The organism is Streptomyces sp. 6-11-2 (genome assembly GCF_006540305.1).
GTDB lineage: Bacteria > Actinomycetota > Actinomycetes > Streptomycetales > Streptomycetaceae > Streptomyces.
In genome coordinates, this window is sequence record NZ_BJOR01000002.1 from 679,622 (window position 1) to 701,085 (window position 21,464).

The window sequence follows — 21,464 nt, forward strand, 5'->3', positions numbered from 1 at the left end:
GTCGTCCCGAATTTCGTGCGGCGAGCAGGCGGAGCAGTCTCCGTCCATGCCTGGCCAGGTGGGTGTGGCTGGCATGGGTGAGGGCCCGAAACCGGGAGGGAGTTGGTTCGGGCTCTCACCGTGGTCGCGTATCCGCGGGGGAGCGGATCTTTATGCACGCGATGGGCACTGTCACGTTGGCTGACGACGTGGGATGATCTTGGGGTTGATCGGGCAGGCGAGGGGACCGTCTGTGGAGAGTGTGCCGCCGTCGTACAAGGGGCACCGGTACCCGGTGGAGATCATCTCGCACTGCGTACTTCCGCTTCCCGCTCAGCTTCCGCGAGGTCGAGGAGTTGATGCTGGAGCGCGGCGTGGTCGTCTCCCACGAGACCATCCGGCGGTGGTGCCTGAAGTTCGGGCAGGCTTACACCAACGCGCTGCGCCGCCGGCGCCCCCGCCCGGGGGACAAATGGCACCTGGACGAGGTCTTCGTGAAGATCAACGGTGAGCGGAAGTAGCTGTGGCGGGCGGTGGACGCCGACGGCAACGTGCTCGACGTACTCGTGCAGAACCGCCGTGACAAGGCCGCGGCCAAGCGGTTCTTCAGGAAGCTGATGAAGGCCATCCAGTCGGTGCCACGAGTGATCGTCACCGACAAGCTCCGCTCCTGCGGCGCCGCCCACCGCGAGGCGATGCCGTCGGTGGAGCACCGCTCCCACAAGGGCCTGAACAACCGGGCCGAGAATTCCCACCAACCCACCCGGCAGCGCGAACGCGCCATGAAGGGCTTCCGCTCGGCCGGCGGAGCACAGAGATTCCTGTCCGCGTTCAGCGGCGTCTCACCCCACTTCCGACCCCGCCGCCACCTGATGACCGCCACCGAGTACCGCACCGAGATGAGCACCCAATTCACGATCTGGGACCAGATCGCCGGCCGCGCCCTGCCCACAACGGCCTGACCCAGACCGCCACCCGGGGCCGACCCACACCCCGACATACCATCAGACACTCCCACCCTCACCAACGTGACAGTGCCCGCGCGGAGGTTCACTGAGGCAGGCGGTCCCAGAACGAGCAGTGGTGTGCGGAATACGCATCGACGGGGTGGATTCCGCCTGGTCCGGGAGCCAACGACTGCACCGACTGCGCGAGAGGTGACGAAGGGCGGAGGACAGGCCAGAGCGGGGCGTCGGGGGTGTTCGGGTTGCCGGTATGCGCGAAGTTCGTCCAGTAGTCGACCATCCGGTCCGACAGGGCGCGCTGGGCGTCGGTCAGTGGTCGCTCGGTGGGGAAGGAGGAGAACAGGAACGGCATCTCGAAGCCGTGCGCCGCACCGTAGGGGAAGCCCGGGTTCGCTGGCAGACCGGTGAGGACAGGAGCATCCGGATCGCTGAACTCGTAGCCGTAGAGGGGGAGGCCGGGGGCATGAGCGGCGATAGCCCGGCCAACTGCCAGTGTGGTGCACGTGAGGGATCGATCGGTCAGCACCGCGGCCCAGACCAGTGCGGGCGTGGGGTAGTGTCCTGCCGGATACTGCGCCTCGACGGCTGGGGCTGCAAGCCCGAAGGCGTCCACCAGACGGGCGCGATAGTCGTTCTCGGTGCGGATCGGGAACGCGGCGAGCGACAGGCCGACGAACATCCGCATCTCATCGTGGTTGGTGCCCTGAATGATCGGCACGCGGTGGAAGCGTCCCGACGCCAACGCCTGGTCCGGCGCCACGGGCAGCAGCGTATTGCCGAAGGCGGGCCGGTTGAAGGACTGCATCAGTTGCGCGGTGGCGAGGCGATCCGTGCTCTGCCCGCGCAGGCACGCCAGCACCTCGCCTCCACCGCCCGCTGGGCAGCCCAGTTGCCGGGCGGCTTCTGCACCGGCCGTCTGGACATCACGCTGTGAGGCGAACGGCTCGTACGCCGGTATTCCGGGCCCGAGAGCGCCGCGTGGGAAGGACATGAGGCAGGAACCGCTCTGGAGCACGGCCCGCTGGAAGAGTCCGACGGCCGTCGGCGAGGTGAGGTGTGCACAGATGCTGAGGGCGCCTGCGGACTCGCCGAACAGCGTGACACTGCCCGGATCACCGCCGAAGCGCTCCGCGTTCGCCCGCACCCAGCGCAGGGCGGCCTGCTGGTCCGCCAGGCCGAACGGTGGGGCGGAGCCCAACTCGGGGTGGCCGAAGTAACCGAAAATACCCAACCGGTAGTTGACCGTGACGACGACCGTGTCACCCCTGACCGCCAGTTGTTCGGTGCTGTAGTCACTGCCAGAACCGCCCAGGAACGCACCGCCGTGCATCCACACCAGCACGGGCCGCTTCTGCCCGGCCGGCTTTGGCGTCGGCATCGTGACGTTGAGGTAGAGGCAGTCCTCCGACCCGAGGACTGCGTCCGCACCTGGTGTCGGCATCTGCACACAGCGTTGAGCCGCCGTCGTCGCATCCCGGACACCATGCCACGTGGCGGCGGGCACTGGTGCGCGCCAGCGCAGCGGTCCGGTCGGCGGCGCAGCGTAGGGAATGCCGCCGAAGGTGGTGTATGAGCCGTGTGACACGCCGCGTATCAGGCCGTGGTCGGTCCGTATGATGGTATCGCTTTGTCTTGCGGAGTGCGGGGAACCGGGTTGTGCGCCGGTCGCCGGTACGGCGGTGGCTGCGAGTAGTGCCACCGCGCAAAGCAAGGGGAAGAGCACCACACGGAGCCTGTTCCTTCGGCATGGACGCGGTGCTGCCATGGTCGGGGACATATGTACCCACCGTTCTTGGTCGGACGGGATCGGACGAGGCCGCACGAGGCCGGTCAGGCCGGTACTAAGCCTGAGCGGTGGGGGAACGGTACGGACTGACGCGGTCAGTGCTCAGTACGCTAGGACCTCCCGCGCGCTGGAGGTTCAAGAGCCTGTGACGCAAGACACGTGGAGCATCGGCGAACTCGCGGCCGGAACGGGGGTCCCGGTGAAGACCCTCCGCTACTACTCCGACAGCGGTCTGCTGCCCGTGGCCGGCCGTAGCGCCGGTGGTCATCGACGCTACGGTCCTGAGGCGTGGGAGCGGATCCGTCTCATCAGACGCTTACGGGCGCTGGACACTCCGATCGCGACCATCACGCAGGTGGTCACCGGTGAGTGCTCCTTCGGCGAACTGGTGGCAACCGAGCTCGAAATGGTGCAGGAACGACTAACCGAACTGCGGTGGCGCCAGGCCACACTCAAGTCTCTGGACGACTGCCCGAGCGAGGAACGGCTCCGACGTCTGGAGATCCTCTCTCGCGTGCAGCGGCTCCCGCAGGCGCATCGCACTCTCACCGATCACTGGTATCGCGAGCTGTCCGCGGCCATGCCCAAGCGCCGGCTCGACATCATGATCGCCATGCTGTCACCCGACCCGCCGCAGGACCCCGATCCCGCTACGGTCCTGGCCTACGCCGAGCTTCATCTGCTCGTCTCCACACCCAGTTTCAACCGCTGGACCCAGGACCACGACGAAGAGATGAGGGACGCCCCGGCCTTCTACGGGGAGATCGACGATGCTGCCGTCCTGACGGCCGCCGCTTTGGCCCAGGGTCTGCCGCCCAGCGCCGGGGATGCGGTGAACGCTTTCGTATCCGCCCACGCACGAGCCCGGCGGGAGTCGGACACCCCCGCCTTCCGCGAAGACCTGCATGGGCTGGTGTCGAGGTCATCCGGCTTCGACCCCCGCCTGGAACGCTATTGGGCCCTGGTCGGCACCGTCACCGGCGGGCGCGTGCTGAATATGACGGTGGCTCATAGATGGCTAACTGACGGACTGTCGATCTCGATAGCCGACAGTGCACCTTCGACCTCCGGGCAGGAAGCTGGGGGAAACGGTACTGAACGGCACACTTGAGGCAATCTCTACTGCTGGTTCGAGAAGGCGGGCGGGCAAGCAGGCAGCAGCGTCAGCGCTAAGACGTCCATCCTGGTCGCCGCGCCGTCCGCGAACGGCAGGCCCAGTTCCGCGACAGATAGGGTCCGATCCTTCGTATGGAAGGGGCCCTCGGTGGCGAACCTGGTCTATAAACGGGTGTCGACCGACCAGCAGTCGACCGCCCGGCAGAACCTCGTCCTGGACGAGGCCGGCATCGAGGCCCCGGTCGTCTTCGAGGAGGACCCGGGCACCTCCAGCCGCCTCTACCCCCTCCAGCGGCCGAAGTTCCGCGAACTGCTGACATACGCCCGGCCGGGCGACACCGTGCACATCTCCGAGATGTCCCGCCTGGTGCGGGGCACCCAGCACATCCTCGGGCACTGTCACGTTGGCAAATGGCGTGGGAGGATCTTCGAGTTGATCACGGTGGAGGGGGATCGTCCGTGGGGAGCGCGTCGCCGTCGTACAAGGGGCACCGGTACCCGGTCGAGGTCATCTCCCACTGTGTGTGGCTGTACTTCCGCTTCCCGCTCAGCTTCCGCGAGGTCGAGGAGTTGATGCTCCAGCGCGGCGTCATCGTCTCCTACGAGACCATCCGCCGCTGGTCCGCCAAGTTCGGCCAGACCTAGGCGAACGGACTGCGCCGCCGTCGGCCCCGGCCCGGGGACAAGTGGCACTTGGACGAGGTCTTCGTGAAGATCAACGGGGAGCGGAAGTACCTGTGGCGGGCCGTCGACGCCGACGGCAACGTGCTCGACATCCTCCTGCAGAGCCGCCGGGACAAGGCCGCCGCCAGACGCTTCTTCCGCCGCCTGATGCAGAAGACCCGGGCGGTGCCCAGGGTGATCGTCACCGACAAGCTCCGTTCCTACGGCGCCGCCCACCACGAGGTCATGCCCTCGGTCGAGCACCGCTCACACAAGGGCCTCAACAACCGGGCCGAGAACAGCCACCAGCCCACCCGCCAGCGCGAACGCGCGATGAAGGGCTTCCGCTCCGTCGGTGCAGCCCAGCGGTTCCTGTCCGCGTTCAGCGGCATCTCACCCCACTTCCGGCCCCGCCGCCACCTGATGACAGCCCCCGACCACCGAGCCGAGATGACTGTCCGTTTCGCCATCTGGGACCAGATCACCGGCGCTGCCGACCGGTCCACCACAGCCTGACCCAGGCCCGAAGCGCAAGCCCACCACGCCCCGACGGCGCCATCAGACACTCACACACCCAACAACGTGACAGCGCCGCCGGTCAAGGAGTCGCTGTACGGTCCGCTAGTGTCCTGACGCTAGCTGATCGAATGCCGGTAAGGGAGTCGGTGACCTTCCCTCTACTCGCGCTCTCCCCGTGCGCGGCTGGCAACCCAGTTCGGATCGTGTACGGGCGTCGGCACCCGGGCCTCGGTGGCCGGGGTGCGCATGACGCGCCAGCTGGTGCGCGGCCGGGCGAGAACGTGGACCAGGTCGACGATGACCTGACGGACCGCGCCGCCCTGCACCCACGCGCGGGTGCACCGCACCTGATCCTCAGCCGAGTCGCCCAACCGCCGCCACGGCTGCACCCCCTGCCGGTTGTGGACCTCGCCAACGAGATCCTCGCCCGCTGGGACCGCCCCTTGATCACCCGCACCGCTCTGGAGGGCAACCTCGGCCCCGTGCCGTAGCCCTGGCCGGCGGGGAGCCGCGTCAGCCATGCACAGGCCACACCGGCCGGTGGCTCGTGTGCGGCAGCCCCCGGTTCTTTCGCTGCTCGCGCACCAGCCGAGGCAGCGGCAGGCCTGTCACTATGCCGCGCCGGAAGAACCCTCACTCTGTTCGGCTTCGTACCGCTGGCGGGCCTCGTTCACGGCGCGCTGCCAGCTGCGCGGCCAGTCCACGGCTGTGACCGCCCGCCGTGCGCAGCGCCTCGAGCGCGACCGCGACGGCGTGCGACCCAGCGCGAAGGAGTGGAGCGGCATAGCGATGAGTCTGGACACTGCGGGGGGTCTGATCTGGCAGATGCTGGTCCAGACTCGGAAGAGGACGCCATGGTGATCGTCGCCGGACAGATCTTTGTCGACCCTGCTCAGCGAGAGCAATACCTGGCTGGGTGCGTCGGCATCGTGGAGCAGGCGCGCCGCGCACCGGGCTGCCTCGACTTCGCGATCACTGCCGATCTGATCGACCAGGGGCGGATCAACGTCTTCGAGCGGTGGGAGAGTCAGGAGGCCGTCACGAGCTTCCGTGGCAGTGGCCCAAGCGAGGAGCAGAGTACCGCGATGCTCGCAGCCTCCGTCGCCGAGTACGACGTTGCGGAGCGCTCGCTCACCTGACCCTGTTTTGCCAGGAGTTCTCCTGCCCGACATCCACGGCCATCACGTACACGCGCACATCGGATCCGGCGGGCTCGGCGACGCCGTGGCCGCGGCGGGCCTAGGTCCGCCATACCCGCGACCGCGCACCAGGCCGTGACCTCCTCCAGCGCGACGGCCACTGTACGGTCGTCGTCGGGATCCGGGTTGAGGGTGACCGCCGTGACGGCTGGAGCAGCGCAGTACGTGGTCGGGAACGTCCACTCGGCCCTCCCGTCCACGCCGTCGGGATGCGCAGCACCGCGTCGGTCGCCTACCACCTGGCCGACCTGGAGTGGTCTGGCGCGCTGATACGTGGCGGCCGGGGCTGGAACACCTGCCGCCTGGGCTACTGACCCCGCCCAAGATCATCGGCAACATCTCTTGCGCGATCTCCTGCGGTATCTCTTGCGGCATCTCTTGCGCGAGCCTTCTCACCGGTCTCGTAGCGCCGCAGGTCACTAGGCCCAAAACGGCGTGGTCGGGGGCCTGACATCCCCCTATGCGCCTCTCGCAGCCGACCCTAGAACAAGAAAGAAAGGAGGGTGGGGCGGGTTGTGGCTGGCGGTCGGTGCGGCGGGGGATCGGGCGCCCTCGAGGTGTCGTTGCGCGTCGGCGGGGGCCTCCGCGCTCCGCGCCGGGCGAGGCCCGGCGCGCCAGGGAAACAGGCTCTTCGGACATTCGGTGGGGGTCATGGGGTGAGTCCGCCAGCGGCGAGGAGCATGCGTAGCCGGTAGTTGTGACGGTTGCGGAACCCGTGGGCGAGGCGACGGTGCAGCTCGATGATCCCGTTGAGGGCTTCGGTGCCGGCGTTGTTCGCGCGGCTGGTCGTGAAGTATGCCAGGAACGCGTCCCGCCACTGGCGTAGTGTGCGGCCGAGCTGGGCGATCTCGGGGGTCGGGCAGCTGTGGAACGTGTCGACGACCTTCTCGGCGATCCGCCTCCTCTCGGTCAGATCCTTCTCGTGGTAGGCGGATCGGAGCTGCTGCGCGCTCGCGTCGGCGAGGATGGGTCCGATCCCTGACGTGCGGAGAAGGAGTCGACGCGATGACGAAGTACCTGATCTCATTCCCGAGTGGTGCCATGGTGTTTCCCGACGAGGATCTGCAGGCAGTTTCGGATGCGTCGCACGCGGTGGTGGAGGAGGCGAAGGACGCCGGGGTGTGGGTGTTCGGCGGTGGCATCGACGAGAGCGTTCCGCCTGTCATGGTCGATGGGGATGGGACCGTGACCGAGGGCACGTACCCACAGACGAAGCAGCTCGAAGGCGGCTACGCGGTACTGGATTTGCCCTCCCGCGAGGCGGCACTGGAATGGGCTGCGAAGATCGCGGTTGCCTGCCGATGCGCGCAGGAGGTGCGCGCGTTCCAGTACGATCCCGCCAGCTGAGTCGCCGCGCCCTAGTACTCCAGCAGTACTTCGCGTCTTGACCTGCGCGGTTGTTGAGCGGTGGGAGTGTAGCGGGCACCGCCCGGTCAGGGGCGGCTCCTGACCGGGCACCCCTCGAAGGAGTGTCCCCGACGGCAAGCGGTGTCCCGGGGCCGGGAAGCCTCCCGTCGTGATCGCAACCGAACAGGCAGCCGAGACCTGGGACCACGACCTGGACGACCTCTTCACCGACATCGGACACCGCTTCAGCCGAGTCGAGCCCCGCCGCCGCATGCGAGCCTACGTACGCGGACTGCTGGCGCCGGTGGCCCGAAAAAACAGCTGGCAGTTGGCCGAGCACGCCGGCCACGCCACCCCGGACGGCCTGCAGCACCTGCTCTCCCGCGCCCGCTGGAACCCTGACGACATCCGCGACGACCTGCAGGCTTTCGTCGCCAAGAGCATCGGCCGCCCCAACGGGGTACTGATCGTGGACGACACCGGGTTCATCAAGAAGGGCACCACCTCGGCCGGTGTACAACGCCAGTACTCCGGCACCGCCGGGGCTTGTATTTCAATTACTGCTTGCCCAGGCGGCGTTGGTGGGAGGGTGGAGCATGACTGTGCGTCCGCCCGTTGCCGAGTTACGGGCAAAGTTCGATCGGATCCTGCCGCATCTCGACGAGCGCCGTCGTCGGTACTACCTGGCCAGCGAGGCCACGGCCATCGGCCATGGTGGGACCACGCTGGTGGCTGCCGCTTCCGGAGCCAGCACCGCCACCGTCGCGCGCGGCGTCACTGAACTGGCCGCAGACCCGGTGCCGACGAGGAGGGTTCGGGCTCCGGGAGCCGGCCGCAAGCCGTTGACGGTCACCGACCCCGGCCTGCTGCCGGCGCTGGAGGCGCTGATCGAGCCGCACACCCGGGGTGACCCCGTCCCCCCGTTGCGATGGACCACCCTGTCGCTACGTGCCCTCGCCTCGATCCTCACGTCACAGGGCCATCGGGTCAGTGCCGCGACCGTCGGGCGCCTGCTGCACGGCCTAGGTTACAGCCTGCAGGGCACCGTCAAGACCACCGAAGGAACCAGCCACCCGGACCGCGATGCCCAGTTCGCCCACCTGAACGCCACGGCCACCGCCTTCCTCGACGACGGGCAGCCGGTGATCAGTGTCGATACCAAAGCCAAGGAATGGCTTGGCAACCGCGACCGGCCGGGCCGCACCTGGCGGCCGGGCAAGGACCCGATCAGGGTCGACTGCCACACCTTCACCACCAGCGACCAACCGGTGGCCATTCCCTACGGAATCTACGACATCGCCACCAACACCGGCTGGGTCAATGTCGGGACCGACCACGACACCGCCGAGTTCGCGGTGGAATCCATACGCCGCTGGTGGCAGCGCCGCGGACGGGCCGACCACCCGGACGCCACCCGAGTGTTGATTACCGCCGACGCCGGCGGTTCCAACGATCCCCGCCGCTGGACCTGGAAGAAACACCTGGCCGCCTTCGCCCTGGAGAGCGGACTGGAGATCACGGTCTGCCACTTTCCGCCCGGCACATCCAAATGGAACAAAATCGAACACCGGATGTTCTGCCATATCACCGCGAACTGGCGAGGGCGGCCGCTGACCAGCTACGAGGTCGTCCTCGAGACCATCGCCGCGACGACCACCACGACCGGACTTTCGATCGGCGCCGAACTCGACACCGGTAGTTATCGCCTCGGCACGACCGTCACGCCCGCCGAGTTCCACGCTCTGCCGATCACGCCGAGCACGTTCCACGGCGACTGGAACTACACCCTCGCACCTGCCCCGCCCAAGCCTTCCGAGGCGCCACGGACTCGTCGCCGGATCGACTCGGCCCTGACCGAACTGCTCACCGACCCGGCCCTGACGGGCATGGGCCGTTCCGACTTCGACCACTTGGCGGCGGTCTCAGAGCCGTACTGGGACGCCTTGGCCGAGGCCGCATTCCAGCGACGCTTTCACCGCCCGCGCAGCTATCTCCACCCGCAGACCAGCAGCCTGGACCACTACCACCGGCTGCTGACCGCGTTGTTACGCCGCCGCAGGGCAGCGACCAGTACGCTCCTGGCCCACTTGCTGGGCGTCACCCGCACCAACCTGTCCAATCAGTTCCAGGACGGGCACCGCCTCCTGGACCTGCACAAAATCACCGTCACGCCACTGCCCGGAGCGCCCGCCCGCACCCTGGAGCAGCTGAAGGCCCGTGGGACGCCAATCGAAAGACGCTCCACAGATCAAAACTGACAGTTATTCAATTACAAGCCCCCGGCCGCACCGAGAACTGCCAGATAGGCGTCTTCGCCGCCTACGCCAGCTCCACCGGCCGCGCGTTGGTGGACCGGGAGCTGTACCTGCCCAAGTCCTGGACCACCGATCGTGACCGCTGCCGCGCCGCGAAGATCCCCGACGAGTGCGAGTTCGCGACCAAGGGCGCCCTCGCCAAGGCGATCGTGCTGCGCGCACTGGCCTCGCCGCTGCCGATCGCCTGGGTCACCGCGGACTCCGCCTACGGCCAGGAATGCCGCTTCCGCCGCATGCTGGAGAACGCCGGTGTCGGCTACGTCGTGGCTGTGCCGAAGTCCCAGTTCACCGTGGGATGCCCGCGCATCGATCACCTCTTCGCCCAGGCTCCGCAGGACGCCTGGGAGCGCCGCTCGTGCGGACAGGGCGCCAAGGGCCAGCGGATATACGACTGGGCCGCGATACAGCTGCCCGCAGTCGCCGAATTCGACTACCAGGGCAGGGAGTTGGTGCGTCGACGGTGGGCGCTGGCACGACGCAGCGTGAGCAAGCCGGACGAGATCGCCTACTACCTCGCTTACGCACCTCTGGACGCGGGGGTGGACGACCTGGTGCGAGTCGCCGGCACCAGGTGGGCGATCGAGGAGTGCTTCCAGGCGGCAAAAAACGAGTGCGGCCTGGACCAGTACGAGGTCCGCCGCTACGTCGGCTGGTACCGGCACATCACCCTCGCCATGCTCGCCCACGCCTTCCTCGCAACCATGACCGCGCAGGCCCGCGAAAAGGGGGCTGCACCGGTGAGGAAGCCGAGGTCATCGAGCTCACCGTGGCGGAAGTGCGGCGACTCCTGGCAGCTCGCGCTCCCCAGCACCCCCATGCCCACACCCACGCGCTGAACTGGTCGCACTGGCGTCGACGACGCCAAGCCGTGGCCCGCCACTGCCACTATCGCCGTCGGGGACACTCCTTCGAGGGGTGCCCGGTCAGGAGCCGCCCCTGACCGGGCGGTGCCCGCTACACTCCCACCGCTCAACAACCGCGCAGGTCAAGACGCGAAGTACTGCTGGAGTACTAGGGAGTGTGCCGAGTTGAGATCTTCATGTGAGGCTGCGGAGCCAGATGACCGCGCCGCGTAGGTGGAGTCCGGCGAGGTAGCTGACCGGGGTCTTGTCATAGCGGGTGGCGAGCCCGCGCCACTCCTTGATCTTGTTGATGCAGCGTTCCACCGTGTTGCGGTTGCGGTAGAGCTCGGTGTCATGGGTGAAGGGCCGCCCGCCCCGGCGGCCCTTCTTCTTCCGGTTGGCTGCCTGGTCCATCTTCTCCGGGATCACTGCCCGGATCCTGCGTCTGCGCAGGTAGGCGTGGTTGGCGCGGGAGGAATACGCCATAGGGACGGAAGACGTCCGGGACCGAGTCGAAGAGCCCAGGCCAGAGCTCCGGGGGTGAGGGCAAAGGAGAGCGGGCGGCAGCGGCGGTCCGCCGACAGGTGCACCTTGCTGGTCAACCCGCCGCGTGAGCGTCCCAGTTCGGCGGCGCGGAGCCGGGCCTTGCGGCGTCGGCGCAGGCGTCGCTGCTCCTCGCGGGCGGCGTCTGCCTGCTCGTCCGGCTCGACCGCCGGCTCGCGGCGTTCGGTTGTGGCGATCTGCTGCCGTACCCGGTCGAGGGTGAGTGGAACGCGCAACGGCCCCTTCTGGCCTGTGGTCGACCAGCGGCACCGGGCCACGACCGCCGCCGCGAGCCGGTCGCGCGCCGCGACAAAAATCTTGATGCGGACCGCCAGCGGCGACCAGGACCACTGGGTGCCGCCGCGGGTGGCGAAGATGGCCGTGAGGCGGGGACTCCGTCACCCTGCCGACGCGCCGAGCGGGCGGGGTTGGGTGCTGGGGATTTAGCGTCGTAGTGCCTTGCGCTGTGACAGGACCGCAGGGCGATGGACGGCCCCTGCACGCAGCGCCCTGGGCAGGGGCCGCCGTCCCGCCTGGACAGTAAGGCGAGCAAGGTCTCGGTCACCGTCGGTGCATGCTTGGAGCTGGGCATTCGCAGCGGTGGTTGGCCTTGCATTCCAGGGCCAGCGAGCCCAAACTCCCCGTCGCTGTAGGGGAGGCCCGCGACGGGGATGCGTACCATCTGCTGGCGAATGACTCTGGATGCATGGAGGCCGTGTGGTCCGGGATGATCCAGTTCGGGTTGGTCGCTCTGCCGATCAGGCTGTACGCGGCCACGGTGGAGCATCCCGTGCGCCTCCACGAGATCCATGTCGCCGACGGTAGCCGCGTCGAGCACCGCCGCTTCTGCAAGGCCGAGAACCGGGAGATCCCCCACGAACAAGTCGGCAGGGGCTTTGCCCTGGCAGACGGGCGCATGGTGCCCCTCACGGAGGAAGACCTCGCACACCTGCCCCTGCCCACAAAGCGGACCATCGACGTCCTTGGCTTCGTTCCCTTCGAAGACATCGACCCGATCAGTTTCGGACGGCCGTACTACGCGGGTCCCGGACCAGACGCCGACCGCCCATACGCCCTGCTCGTCGAGGCACTCGCCCGCACCGGCAACGTCGCCGTCTCCAAACTCGCCCTGCGCAGCCGGGAGCGCCTGGCGCTGCTACGCCCCCGCCACGGCATACTCATCCTCCAGACGCTCCTGTGGCAGGACGAGCTGCGCGACCCCGGAGACCTCGCACCCTCCACGCCGGTCACCGACCGGGAGCTGGAACTGGCCGAGGTGCTGATCCGGGACCTCACCGGCATCAACGTGCGCGAGGTGCACGACGACTACGCCCACGCCCTGGAGCAGCTCGTGGACGCAAAGATCACCGGCGGTGAGCTCGTCGAGCCGGCGGAGCCTACCCCGGCGCTGGACTTGATGGCAGCACTGCAGGAGAGCGTCCGGGCTGCCGAGCGGGTATACAAGCGTCCATCGGCACGGCATCGGCCATAACCGTTGTTCGGCCAGCTATCACTGAACGTATGGCCAACAGTCCCGATCTGCTGTTGCCTCCACGGCTCGCGGGTGGGCGGCCCGTACTGGTCGCGCTGCTGCTCGACCAGGTAGACGGCAGGACCCTGTCCGACCGCGAGGACCACACCTACACCTCCCACCACCACCGCCTGGACGGACGGTCCACCGGTCCGCGTCCAACCGGCCTCGGCCGCGACAGCCGCCACGACGTCTACCCGGGCCGCCGTGCCTACGTGTGGAACAGCACCTCCGACACCGCCATGCTCCGCAACGACCACCATCGCTTCGTCGACTCCGTCTCCTGGGGCAGCCACCGCCACCACCGACCGACGAACAGGCCTCGTCCTGGTGAGCGATGTCCACCAGCACGCGAGATGAACGCCGGCGACGCGTCGGCTCTGGAGGGCTGGCGCGCCGCCGGTGAGCTGGACAGGTAGGAGGGGTGGGTGACAGCAGCGTTGCTGTCACCCACCCCTCCTTCTGCTCGTTCGGGCTGATTCAGCCGCAGTCGTTGCGGTTGATCTTCAGGGAGCGGGTCTGGTCGTTGAGGTTGTAGCCGCGCAGGTCGTGGATGGAGCCGCCGCTGCGGGTCACACAGACCCAACGGCCGCTGTAGTTGAGCTTTTCGTAGACGCGGGCGGTGCGGTCGGAGTTGTTCCGGATGGAGCTGCCGCGGTCACGGATTGCGGAAGGCAGGTCCTTCACGCCACCGTCCACAGCACGCCGCACCCACGGCTGACCGCCGAAGTTGATCTCCGGGTAGATGCACACGTACCCGGACGGGCAGTCGATCCCGGCACGCGCCAGGCCGGCGCCGTCGGCGGCCGATGCGGGTGCGGACAGAGAGAGGAAGGCCAAAGCGGAGGCCGCTGCGGCATGCATCACGTTTTTGATCACGGCTTCACAGATAGTCGCTACAGCCAGTGCACGGTCCGGCATCGAGGCCCGGTTCACCCATGCAGAGCAGCGCACCGCGCGCGGACCGACGGGTCCCGCGCGCGGTCATGCGCAGGTCGCAGAGTTTCAGGCTTCGGCTGTGAGGACCTCGGCACGGGCGTGTGGCTGACGCAAGGGGGTAAGGACAACCGCAGCCGGAAGGAAGGGAAGTTGCCCGTCCGCGGCTCCGATGTGAATTACCGCTCGCGCGGGCCAGACATCAAGTGATGCGCCTGAGGTAGGAAAAACCAGTGTCGCGGCCCAAGCAGGACTGCAGGGTCAAATCGCCGTCATATAGGCCCGCACCCGAACCGCCCTGCCGGTTGATGGCCCGGTGTCCGTAAACCCGGTATTCCGCCACGGAGGTCGGGCCGGTCACTGTGAGGGTCGTACCTACCGGCAACGTGGCAAACCGCTCAAATCCGCAGTAGTTATGGCCAACCAGGACCGTCGTACCGCGAGTATCGGCACCCGGCATAGGCCCAGCCCACAACACGGCGTACTGGCACCCATCGACAAGCCCCTGTCCTCCCCCCTTCACCACCCGAGACCACTTTCCGATGTGAATCACCGTCTGCGCAGTCCGCGTGTAACCCGTTCGCACAGCTGGCTTGGGTGAAGCCTGCCGCGTCTTGGATGCGGCAGGAGTAATCCGTCGCGAGGGCTGACGCACAGTGCGTGTGGTGTAGGGAGCTGCCGCAGGTACGGGGCGTCGCTTCTCCTGAACTCTCCAACTGCGCGGACTTGCTGCACCTACCCGGGGCACTGCATCAGCCAGCGTCTGTGCGAACTGTGCGGCCTGCGCATGGCCCCAGACCTCATGTGCGCGCACAGCGCCCACACCCACCCCGCCTGCCGCGATGACAGCAGCGACGACCAAGCAGACATTCGTGTCCCTGCGGTGTACCCGACCCATCGGCTCCTCCTACGCGACTCATCACCTGCGTCGAGACGCTCGGGCTGCCTGCCGCCCTGCATTCGCACCCATTGATCAACAACGCCCACTGTGCCGACGCCTAGCCGTCTTGAGCCCGGAGTAAACGCGACAAGTGGTCTGGATGGAGTAGCCCAAACGACGGAGCTTCTCCGCGGCGAGGACCGGCATCGGCAGCACGCCCACCAGCGATTGCCCCCGCCTCACGAGCCGGAACGGTCGCAGGCACAGCGCCTCGGCGGCGACGCCAGCACACGAGACGACGACGCGGCTCAAACGGTATGTGGCCCGCCAGGGCCCATCCGGAACGGTCTCCGCTCCCGCCTGGCCAACCATCCGAAGCACCGGTACGTCACTCGTCGCAAACGTCCCCGGTCCGCCGCGAGCGGCCCCACCCCGGCGCCCAGCTGTCCCTCTTCGACCAGGACGAAGGCATGCGCCACCAGGTCTTCCTCACCGACACGCCCGTCGCCGGCGGCGGCTCACTCCAGGATTTGGAGGTCCGCCACCGGGCCCACGCCCGGGTCGAGGACCACATCCGCTGCGGCAAGAGCACCGGCTTCGGCCGCTTCCCCTCCCGCCGCTTCGCCATCAACCAGGCCTGGCTGGAGCTGTCCCTGACCGCGATCGACCTGCTGGCCTGGGCGCGAACCCTGCTGCTGGACGGCGAGTTGGCCACCGCCGAGCCCAAGAAACTGCGCTACCGCCTCCTGCATGCTGCCGCCCGGATCACCCGCGAAGCCCGCCGCCTACGCCTGCGGATCGCCGCCACCTGGCCCTGGCGCCACGAACTGACCGCGGCGTTCAGCCGCCTCGTCGCACTGCCCCGACCGGCTACCCGACCGACGACGTCGCCGCTGACCACCCACGACCCGAGGACCCAGGAGCACCCGGCCCCAGCGCCGGGACCCCGCCATGCCCAACGTCCGACGGCAGCCCCGCAATCCTCGGCACATGGATCACCCCAGATCAGCCGACGCCAACCGAAACAGCGAGGCTAGGCTTCCAGCACGCACGAGCGACAGGGCACTTCCAAGATGGTCTCGGCGCGGTCACGAGGCGGAGGATGACGGCGCTCCCAGCACGTCGACCAGGAATGCAGCCGCGCTGGGCAGCGTCTCGATGATCGGCGCGAGGTCGAGCGCCGCTAGCCGGCGAGCCGTCTCGCCCAGGGGACCGCCGGCGATGATCACGGCCTCGGCGCCGTCGGCGATGCTGACGCGGACGGCCTCCGCGAGCTCCTGGAGCTGGCGCTCGGGGTCGGCGGCGAGCACGAGCGGGTCGGACTCGGTGAGTCGTACGCCGGTGAAGGCGTCGGCGGCGCCGTACCGGCCGACCAGGGAGGTCAGCGAGTCGACGAGCAGCGGCGTGCTCGTCGCCATGCCGAACCGGCGGCCGCCGCGTGCGGCCTCGGCGATCGACGCCTGGCCGATCCCGACCACCGGCAGGTCCAGCACCTTCTCGAGCTGGTCACGCCCGGGGTCGCCGATCGCCGCGACCACGACCGCCGCGAACTGGCCGTCATCGTCGGCCTCGAGACGTCGTCGTACGACGTCCACGACGTGCGGTGCGGAGGCGGCCAGCGCCTCAGGGTCGACCAGCATCCGCGGGCCGTGCTCGGCCGTGACCCCCTCTACCTCGAGTCCGGCAGCCGCCAGCCGCGGCCGGATCAGGTCCGTCATCATCAGCGTGGTGTCGCGGTTGCTGTTGGGGTTCACCAGCAGGACGGTCGGGGCAGAGGGGGTCACGGTTCACTCCTGGTCGAGGTCGAGCAGCCGGGCGGGGTTGGTCTTGATCATGGTGTTGATCTCGTCGACGGTGAAGTCGAGGTCGAGCCGCGTGCTGATCAGCGTGCGCATGCCCTCGACCGCGTTGGGCCGGAGCGGATGCCGTAGTCGGTGCCGAGGATGAAGTGCTTGACCCCGATCTCGCGGATCTGCCGTGCCCGCGGTATCACGCCGCTGAACTCCGGTGCGTTCGCGATGCCGGCGATCTCGTCGGCCCACTCCCGCTCGATGTAGTAGTTCTGCCGCGGCAGGCCGCGGTGGAACATCCAGTCCGAGACCGCGCCCTTGAGCGTGACGCCCTTCTCGGCGGGCTTGCGCTGCTGCTCCACGGTCATCCGGCCGCGGCAGGGGTGGGCGACGACGACCTTCTTGATGCCCGCGTCGATCGCGAGGTCCGCGAGGCGTAACTGCCTAGTCCGAGGATCTCGGCGAGGTCGTCCGGCACCGGGCCGTCGAGCAGGATTCGGACCGATATGTCCAGCTCCCGCTCGAACTCGGGGTATTGGTCTTTGAACGGCACCGGCTTCCCGTCGACGTAGCTGCCGTCGTGGCTGGCGATGAAGTGCGTGCAGTGCGCACCGAAGTGCACTAGCCGCGCGCCCGCGCCGTACCCGAGCGCCGTCTTGACCGTTCGCGGGTTCATACCGCCGAGGACCGAGGTCATGATGATGCCGTCGAAGACGTCGATGCCCGGCACCTGCCAGATCCGTGTCCTGCTGCACCGGTTCTCCCTTCGCGCTGCCGGTCAGATCTGGTGGGCCCGCCGGTTGGACACCGCCGACTGGTGGCTGGCCGGCTACGGGCTCAGCTCTCGCTGAAGCCCGCCCGCGCCCGGAACCGCCCGACCGGACCGGGGTCGACGAACCGGCCCTCGTCCACCACGATCCGGCCGCCGCTGACCACGGTGCTCGGCCAGCCGGCGAGCTCCAGGCCGTCGAAGGGGGAGAAGTCCGAGCCCTGGTGCAGCGCGGCGCCGTCCACGCGGCGGGTCTCGGTCGGGTCGAAAACGACGAGGTCGGCGTCGTACCCGACGGCGATCACGCCCTTGCTCCGCAGGCCGTTGATCCGTGCCGGTGCGGTGGAGAAGAGCTCGACGAAGCGATCCACGCTCAGCCCGCCGCGGGTGACGACCGCCGTGAACGCGGCCGGCATCCGGGTCTCCACGCCGGGGAGGCCGTGCGGCATGCGGCGCACGTCGTGGCTGCACTTGCGCTTCTGGGCGAGGTCGTAGCAGGAGTGGTCGGAGGCGAGGGTGTGGACGTTGCCGAGCGCGACCTCGTCGCTGAGCTGGCGTACCGTCTCCGCCGGCCGCATGGGCGGGCAGCACGCGAACCGCTCCGGCTCGGAGGAGGCGTACACGGACTCGTCCAGCAGCAGGTAGTGGGGGCAGGTCTCCGAGAAGACCTGCAGGCCGCGGGCGCGGGCCTCCGTGGCGGCCTGTACGGCGGCCGCCGTGGTCTGGTGCACGAGGTACACCGGCGCACCGGTGTGCTCCGCGACGGCGATCATCTCCCGCACCGACGCGTCCTCGGAGAGCGCCGGCCGCGACCGAGGCAGGTGGCCGATTCCGAGGTGGCCCTCGCTCGCGCAGGTCTCGGTCTGGTCCACGACGATCGCGTCGTGCTCGCAGTGGAGGTAGGTGAGCCCGTCCAGGCGCACCATCTCCTTCATCACCCGCAGGATGGTGTCCTCGTCGGCCATCGTCGTGCCGCGGTTGGTGGTGTAGAGCTTCACCGACCGCACCCCGAGCTCGGCCATCTCGTCGAGCTGGGCCGGGACCGTGTCGTCCCACGCCAGCACCGAGCCGTGCAGCGCCACGTCGCAGCGGGCGCCCTCGATCAGGCTGAGCTTGTTGCGCAGCGCCGCGATCGGGCTCTCCCCCCGGTCGGCGGGGATGCCGAAGTCGATGATCGTCGTCGTCCCGCCGTGCAGGGCGGCGGTGGTGGCGGTCCGGAATGTGTCCAGCGACTTGTACTCACCGGTGACCTGCTCGACGTGGCAGTGCGCGTCCACGCCGCCGGGGATCACCAACCGCCCGCTCGCGTCGATCGTCCGCGTCGCCGCGGGGAGCTGTGCCACGTTCTGCGCGAGCAGGGTCGTGATCCGGCCGTCGGAGACCCCGACGTGGCCGTGCACGCGGCCGTCGGCGTTGACGATCGTCGCGTTCGTGATGAGCAGGTCCAGGGCCATGCGGTTCTCCAGGATCGGGGTGAGGTCAGGGGGCGGGTGCTCAGTCGCGGTTCTGGGCGGCCTCGAGCGCCGCGGCGAGCGCCGGTGACAGCCCGCGGTGGGCCTTGGCCGGCGGTCCGGCGTACGACCCTGCTCGGGCGGGGCCCGGCGCGAGCCGCACCAGCGCCTCGGCCTGGGCGATACCGGCGGCGACGCCGTCGACGACCGGCACCGGGATCTGATCGGCGACTTCGCGGGCGAGGCCGGCCAGCGGCGCGCCGGCGAGGATGACGACGTCGGCGCCGTCCTCGGTCACGACCTGGTTGGCCAGGCGCACCAGCTCGGGGCCGAAGTCGTCCTGGACGGTGCCGATGCCGTGGAGCGGGTCCCGCAGCGAGCGGATCGACGCGAGCCGCCCGAGCAGGCCGTTGCGCTCCACGCAGTCGCGGTACCACGGGGTGATCCGCTCGGAGATCGCGACGATGGACATCCGCGCGCCGAGCAGGGACGCGGTGGCGAGCGCGGCCTCGGTGATCCCGACGACAGGTACGCCGACCAGCTCCTTGAGGGCGGGCAGGCCCGGGTCCCCGAAGGCCGCCACGACGACGGCGTCGGCGGTGGTGCCGGCCTGGGCGACCAGCTCGGCCACGGCGGGCCCGGCGAGCAGCGACTCGAGCCGGGTCTCGATGTAGGCGACGCCGCTTTCGGCGGTCCGCATCACGATCTCGGTGCCGGGGTTCGCCGCGCGCCTGGCCTCGGCCTCGATCAGGTCGGACACCGACGTGCTGATGTTGGGGTTGACGACCAGCAGCCGCAGGTCGGCGTCGGCCGGCGTCGTAACCGGGCCGGGGGCGGGCGCGGGTCCGTGCTCGTCGTACCGGTCGAGGGTGCTGTGCCGGCTCGCGTCGACGTGAGCGGCGGCCAGGGCGGCCGCCCGGTCCGCGTCGCCGTCCGAGATCGCCTTGATGAGCGCCTCGTGCTCGGCGAACTGGCGACCGTAGTCGTGGTTGATGCCGATCATGACCCGGAGCCGGCCGTCGACGGGCTGCAGCGCGGTCCCGAGGTAGGGGTTGCCCGCCATCTCGACGACCTGGCTGTGGAACTGCGTGTTCACCGCGACGATCTCGCGGTGGTCGCCGCCCTCCACCGCGGCTCGCATCCGCTCGAGCAGGCGGTGGAGGGAGCGCACCTCGCCGGGAGTCGCCCGTGCCGCGGCGAGCCGGAAGGCCATCGCTTCCAGCGACTCCCGCAGGTTGTACAGGTGCTCCAGGTCGGCGCGGCTGAGGCTGGCGACGACGACGCCCCGGCGCGGAACGGTGACCACGAGCCCCTCCGACTCCAGCATGCGGAGCGCCTCGCGCACGGGGATCCGCGAGGTGCCGTACTCGTCGGCGAGCCGCTGCTCCACGAGCCGCGCGCCCGCCGGGTAGCGGCCGTCGGAGATCCGGCTCCTGATCTCGTCGCGGACCTGGTCGCGCAGCGTGGACTCACTGGTCGTCACGCGGTCGGTCTGGCTCATCGTCCCGTCCTCTCACCCTCGGGCCACGGCGGCTGCCCGCGCCACAGTGTGCGCCTCCACCGCGGCCGCCACGCGGAGGGTCGTCGCATCCGCCCCGTGCCGGGCGGCGACCTGCAGCCCCACGGGCTTGTCGCCGTGCTCGCACGGCACGCTGACCGACGGATGACCGGTCAGGTTGAAGGGCATCGTCAGCCGGCAGTAGCGCGGCAGGTCGACCTCCGGCCGCATCGTCGCCAGCGGCACCGCACCGAGCGCCAGCGTCGGCGAGCACAGCACGTCGAGCCGCTTTGTTTCCAGCGCGGCGTCGACGGCACGTAGTACGTCGTCGCGCACGCGGTGGGCGCGGGCGACCTCGTCCTTGGTGATTCGCCCGGCCTGCGCGAGGAACCCCTGCACGCCGGGGGAGTAGCCCGCTCGGACGTCGGCGGGCACGTCCCGGTGGTGCGCGGCGGCCCCCGACGCACCGATAATGCCGTGGGCCTCGGCCGCCTGCTCCAGCTCGGGGATCTCCAGCCACACGACTTCGGCGCCGCCGGCCGCGAGCAGGTCGAGACTGCGACGCACCGCGGCGTCGACCGCCGGCTCGAGGTCGCGGAAGAAGTAGCCAGCGCAGCCGACCCGCAGCCCGGCGACGCCCTCGTCCGTCCGCACCGGGCCGAGATCGGCGAGCGCGGCGAGGAGGAGCGCGGAGTCCGCGACGGTCGTGGTGATCCAGCCGACGTGGTCGTTCGACGTCGTCCCGGGCACGACCCCGGCGGTGTCGACAAGGCCGTGTGTCGGCTTGAGACCGACCAGGCCGTGCAGCGCGGCCGGCTTGCGGATCGAGCCGCCGCCGTCGGTGCCGATCGCGGCCAGGCTCGACCCGACGGCCACCGAGACCGCACCGCCGATCGTGGACCCCCCGGCGTACTTGGTGGGATCGAGCGGGTGCCGCGTCGGCGGCTCGTCGAGCCCGTAGCCGAACTCGTGCGTGTGCTGCTTGCCGATGACGATGCCGCCCGCCGCGCGGAGCCGGCGTACGACGGCCGCGTCGTCGATCGGGTACGACCGCGCCCAGCTCTGCGAGCCCGCGCGCGTTGGGAGGCCGGCGGTCGCGATGAGGTCCTTGACCCCGATCGGGAGCCCGTGCAGCGGGCCGCGCTCCGGCGCAGGCGTCGCGTCGGCCGCGCGGGCCGCGGCCCGCGCGGCGCCCTCGTCGAGCGCGACGTAGGCGTGCACGTCCGGCTCGGTGGCGTCCGCCACCGCCAAGACGGCGTCCATGACCTCCTGGCTAGTGGTGGTGCCCGACGCGATGGCGCGCGCGGTGTCGACGAGGGTCCGGTCGGTTCGCAT

Annotated in this window: 18 protein-coding genes and 5 pseudogenes; 13 read left to right on the plus strand and 10 right to left on the minus strand. The window is 69.3% G+C overall.

The features are described from left to right. The first annotated feature begins 193 nt into the window (after window positions 1–193). Window positions 194–941, plus strand: a pseudogene (locus TNCT6_RS39320) (IS6 family transposase). A gap of 88 nt (window positions 942–1,029) precedes the next feature. On the opposite strand, the gene TNCT6_RS39325 reads toward TNCT6_RS39320, so the two are convergent. Continuing rightward, complete coding sequence (locus TNCT6_RS39325; RefSeq protein ID WP_253266561.1) at window positions 1,030–2,670, minus strand: carboxylesterase/lipase family protein; 1,641 nt, start codon at window positions 2,668–2,670, stop codon at window positions 1,030–1,032. Between the two features lie 205 nt (window positions 2,671–2,875). Between TNCT6_RS39325 and TNCT6_RS39330 the strand changes: the two genes are divergently transcribed. From TNCT6_RS39330 to TNCT6_RS39350, 5 genes and pseudogenes are all read left to right on the plus strand, one after another. After that, window positions 2,876–3,841 (plus strand): MerR family transcriptional regulator, encoded by a 966-nt coding sequence (locus tag TNCT6_RS39330; protein WP_172633333.1) that lies wholly within the window; start codon window positions 2,876–2,878, stop codon window positions 3,839–3,841. 177 nt (window positions 3,842–4,018) lie between these two features. Then, window positions 4,019–4,420 carry a recombinase family protein gene (locus TNCT6_RS41590; RefSeq protein WP_253266575.1) on the plus strand — a complete coding sequence of 134 codons (402 nt, stop codon included), beginning with the start codon at window positions 4,019–4,021 and terminating at the stop codon, window positions 4,418–4,420. Next, window positions 4,306–5,025 (plus strand): annotated as a pseudogene (locus tag TNCT6_RS39340) (IS6 family transposase). The gene TNCT6_RS41590 and the pseudogene TNCT6_RS39340 overlap by 115 nt, the downstream one beginning before the upstream one ends. Before the next feature lie 284 nt (window positions 5,026–5,309). Continuing rightward, entirely contained in the window at window positions 5,310–5,519 is a 210-nt protein-coding gene (locus tag TNCT6_RS41990; RefSeq protein WP_308789499.1) for a hypothetical protein, read from the plus strand. A gap of 363 nt (window positions 5,520–5,882) precedes the next feature. After that, entirely contained in the window at window positions 5,883–6,167 is a 285-nt protein-coding gene (locus tag TNCT6_RS39350; protein WP_141367885.1) for a putative quinol monooxygenase, read from the plus strand. A gap of 709 nt (window positions 6,168–6,876) precedes the next feature. On the opposite strand, the gene TNCT6_RS39355 is transcribed toward TNCT6_RS39350, so the two are convergent. Further along, on the minus strand, window positions 6,877–7,254 hold the full coding sequence (locus tag TNCT6_RS39355; RefSeq protein ID WP_216372892.1) for a transposase: 378 nt from the start codon (window positions 7,252–7,254) through the stop codon (window positions 6,877–6,879). Between TNCT6_RS39355 and TNCT6_RS39360 the strand changes: the two genes are divergently transcribed. The 4 genes and pseudogenes from TNCT6_RS39360 to TNCT6_RS39375 all read left to right on the plus strand — a co-directional run bounded on the left by TNCT6_RS39360 (window position 7,233) and on the right by TNCT6_RS39375 (window position 10,725). Then, window positions 7,233–7,574, plus strand: coding sequence for a YciI family protein (locus TNCT6_RS39360; RefSeq protein ID WP_141367886.1), 342 nt, complete (start codon window positions 7,233–7,235; stop codon window positions 7,572–7,574). The two genes, TNCT6_RS39355 and TNCT6_RS39360, sit on opposite strands and share 22 nt — an antisense overlap. Before the next feature lie 172 nt (window positions 7,575–7,746). After that, window positions 7,747–8,118 (plus strand): annotated as a pseudogene (locus TNCT6_RS39365) (transposase); the annotation flags it as partial. Between the two features lie 52 nt (window positions 8,119–8,170). Then, window positions 8,171–9,852: pseudogene (locus tag TNCT6_RS39370) on the plus strand (ISAzo13 family transposase); the annotation flags it as partial. 24 nt (window positions 9,853–9,876) lie between these two features. After that, window positions 9,877–10,725, plus strand: a complete 849-nt coding sequence (locus tag TNCT6_RS39375; RefSeq protein ID WP_253266576.1) for an IS701 family transposase — start codon at window positions 9,877–9,879, stop codon at window positions 10,723–10,725. Between the two features lie 201 nt (window positions 10,726–10,926). Here TNCT6_RS39375 and TNCT6_RS42295 read toward each other — a convergent pair whose 3' ends face one another. Then, window positions 10,927–11,217: a transposase gene (locus TNCT6_RS42295; protein ID WP_141367887.1), complete on the minus strand. Its 291-nt coding sequence runs from the start codon at window positions 11,215–11,217 to the stop codon at window positions 10,927–10,929. Window positions 11,218–11,980: 763 nt separating this feature from the next. Between TNCT6_RS42295 and TNCT6_RS39385 the strand changes: the two genes are divergently transcribed. Together TNCT6_RS39385 and TNCT6_RS39390 are read left to right on the plus strand one after the other, a co-directional pair. Next, entirely contained in the window at window positions 11,981–12,766 is a 786-nt protein-coding gene (locus tag TNCT6_RS39385) for a Ku protein (protein ID WP_172633334.1), read from the plus strand. A 29-nt stretch (window positions 12,767–12,795) separates the two neighbouring features. Beyond that, a complete protein-coding gene (locus TNCT6_RS39390) occupies window positions 12,796–13,224 on the plus strand; it encodes a hypothetical protein (protein ID WP_141367889.1) in 429 nt (142 codons plus the stop codon). A 61-nt stretch (window positions 13,225–13,285) separates the two neighbouring features. Here the strand turns inward: TNCT6_RS39390 and TNCT6_RS39395 are convergent, their stop codons facing one another. Beyond that, complete coding sequence (locus TNCT6_RS39395) at window positions 13,286–13,669, minus strand: peptidase inhibitor family I36 protein (protein WP_172633335.1); 384 nt, start codon at window positions 13,667–13,669, stop codon at window positions 13,286–13,288. A 1,362-nt stretch (window positions 13,670–15,031) separates the two neighbouring features. Here TNCT6_RS39395 and TNCT6_RS39400 point away from each other — a divergent pair. Then, a pseudogene (locus tag TNCT6_RS39400) lies at window positions 15,032–15,490 on the plus strand (transposase); the annotation flags it as partial. A 219-nt stretch (window positions 15,491–15,709) separates the two neighbouring features. Here TNCT6_RS39400 and TNCT6_RS39405 read toward each other — a convergent pair. From TNCT6_RS39405 to TNCT6_RS39430, 6 genes are all read right to left on the minus strand, one after another. Continuing rightward, window positions 15,710–16,405: an aspartate/glutamate racemase family protein gene (locus TNCT6_RS39405; protein WP_141367890.1), complete on the minus strand. Its 696-nt coding sequence runs from the start codon at window positions 16,403–16,405 to the stop codon at window positions 15,710–15,712. A 98-nt stretch (window positions 16,406–16,503) separates the two neighbouring features. Then, on the minus strand, window positions 16,504–16,779 hold the full coding sequence (locus tag TNCT6_RS39410; RefSeq protein WP_141367891.1) for a hypothetical protein: 276 nt from the start codon (window positions 16,777–16,779) through the stop codon (window positions 16,504–16,506). Continuing rightward, a complete protein-coding gene (locus TNCT6_RS39415; RefSeq protein WP_141367892.1) occupies window positions 16,776–17,141 on the minus strand; it encodes a DUF6282 family protein in 366 nt (121 codons plus the stop codon). The genes TNCT6_RS39410 and TNCT6_RS39415 overlap by 4 nt, the downstream gene beginning before the upstream one ends. Before the next feature lie 107 nt (window positions 17,142–17,248). Then, the gene (locus tag TNCT6_RS39420; RefSeq protein ID WP_141367893.1) at window positions 17,249–18,634 is read right to left on the minus strand and encodes an amidohydrolase family protein; all 1,386 of its coding nucleotides are present in this window, start codon (window positions 18,632–18,634) and stop codon (window positions 17,249–17,251) included. Window positions 18,635–18,674: 40 nt separating this feature from the next. Next, window positions 18,675–20,132, minus strand: a complete 1,458-nt coding sequence (locus TNCT6_RS39425) for an aspartate/glutamate racemase family protein (RefSeq protein WP_141367894.1) — start codon at window positions 20,130–20,132, stop codon at window positions 18,675–18,677. Window positions 20,133–20,144: 12 nt separating this feature from the next. Then, on the minus strand, window positions 20,145–21,464 hold the full coding sequence (locus tag TNCT6_RS39430) for an amidase (protein WP_172633336.1): 1,320 nt from the start codon (window positions 21,462–21,464) through the stop codon (window positions 20,145–20,147).

Bases quoted from the DNA above. Each gene is read 5' to 3' on its own strand.
- TNCT6_RS39350 (WP_141367885.1), top strand. From the start codon at position 5,883: ATGGTGATCGTCGCCGGACAGATCTTTGTCGACCCTGCTCAGCGAGAG.
- TNCT6_RS39360 (WP_141367886.1), top strand. From the start codon at position 7,233: ATGACGAAGTACCTGATCTCATTCCCGAGTGGTGCCATGGTGTTTCCC.
- TNCT6_RS39355 (WP_216372892.1), bottom strand. From the start codon at position 7,254: ATGAGATCAGGTACTTCGTCATCGCGTCGACTCCTTCTCCGCACGTCA.
- TNCT6_RS42295 (WP_141367887.1), bottom strand. From the start codon at position 11,217: ATGGCGTATTCCTCCCGCGCCAACCACGCCTACCTGCGCAGACGCAGG.
- TNCT6_RS39385 (WP_172633334.1), top strand. From the start codon at position 11,981: ATGGAGGCCGTGTGGTCCGGGATGATCCAGTTCGGGTTGGTCGCTCTG.
- TNCT6_RS39390 (WP_141367889.1), top strand. From the start codon at position 12,796: ATGGCCAACAGTCCCGATCTGCTGTTGCCTCCACGGCTCGCGGGTGGG.
- TNCT6_RS39395 (WP_172633335.1), bottom strand. From the start codon at position 13,669: ATGCATGCCGCAGCGGCCTCCGCTTTGGCCTTCCTCTCTCTGTCCGCA.
- TNCT6_RS39410 (WP_141367891.1), bottom strand. From the start codon at position 16,779: ATGACCGTGGAGCAGCAGCGCAAGCCCGCCGAGAAGGGCGTCACGCTC.
- TNCT6_RS39420 (WP_141367893.1), bottom strand. From the start codon at position 18,634: ATGGCCCTGGACCTGCTCATCACGAACGCGACGATCGTCAACGCCGAC.
- TNCT6_RS39425 (WP_141367894.1), bottom strand. From the start codon at position 20,132: ATGAGCCAGACCGACCGCGTGACGACCAGTGAGTCCACGCTGCGCGAC.
- TNCT6_RS39430 (WP_172633336.1), bottom strand. From the start codon at position 21,464: ATGCGAACCGACCGGACCCTCGTCGACACCGCGCGCGCCATCGCGTCG.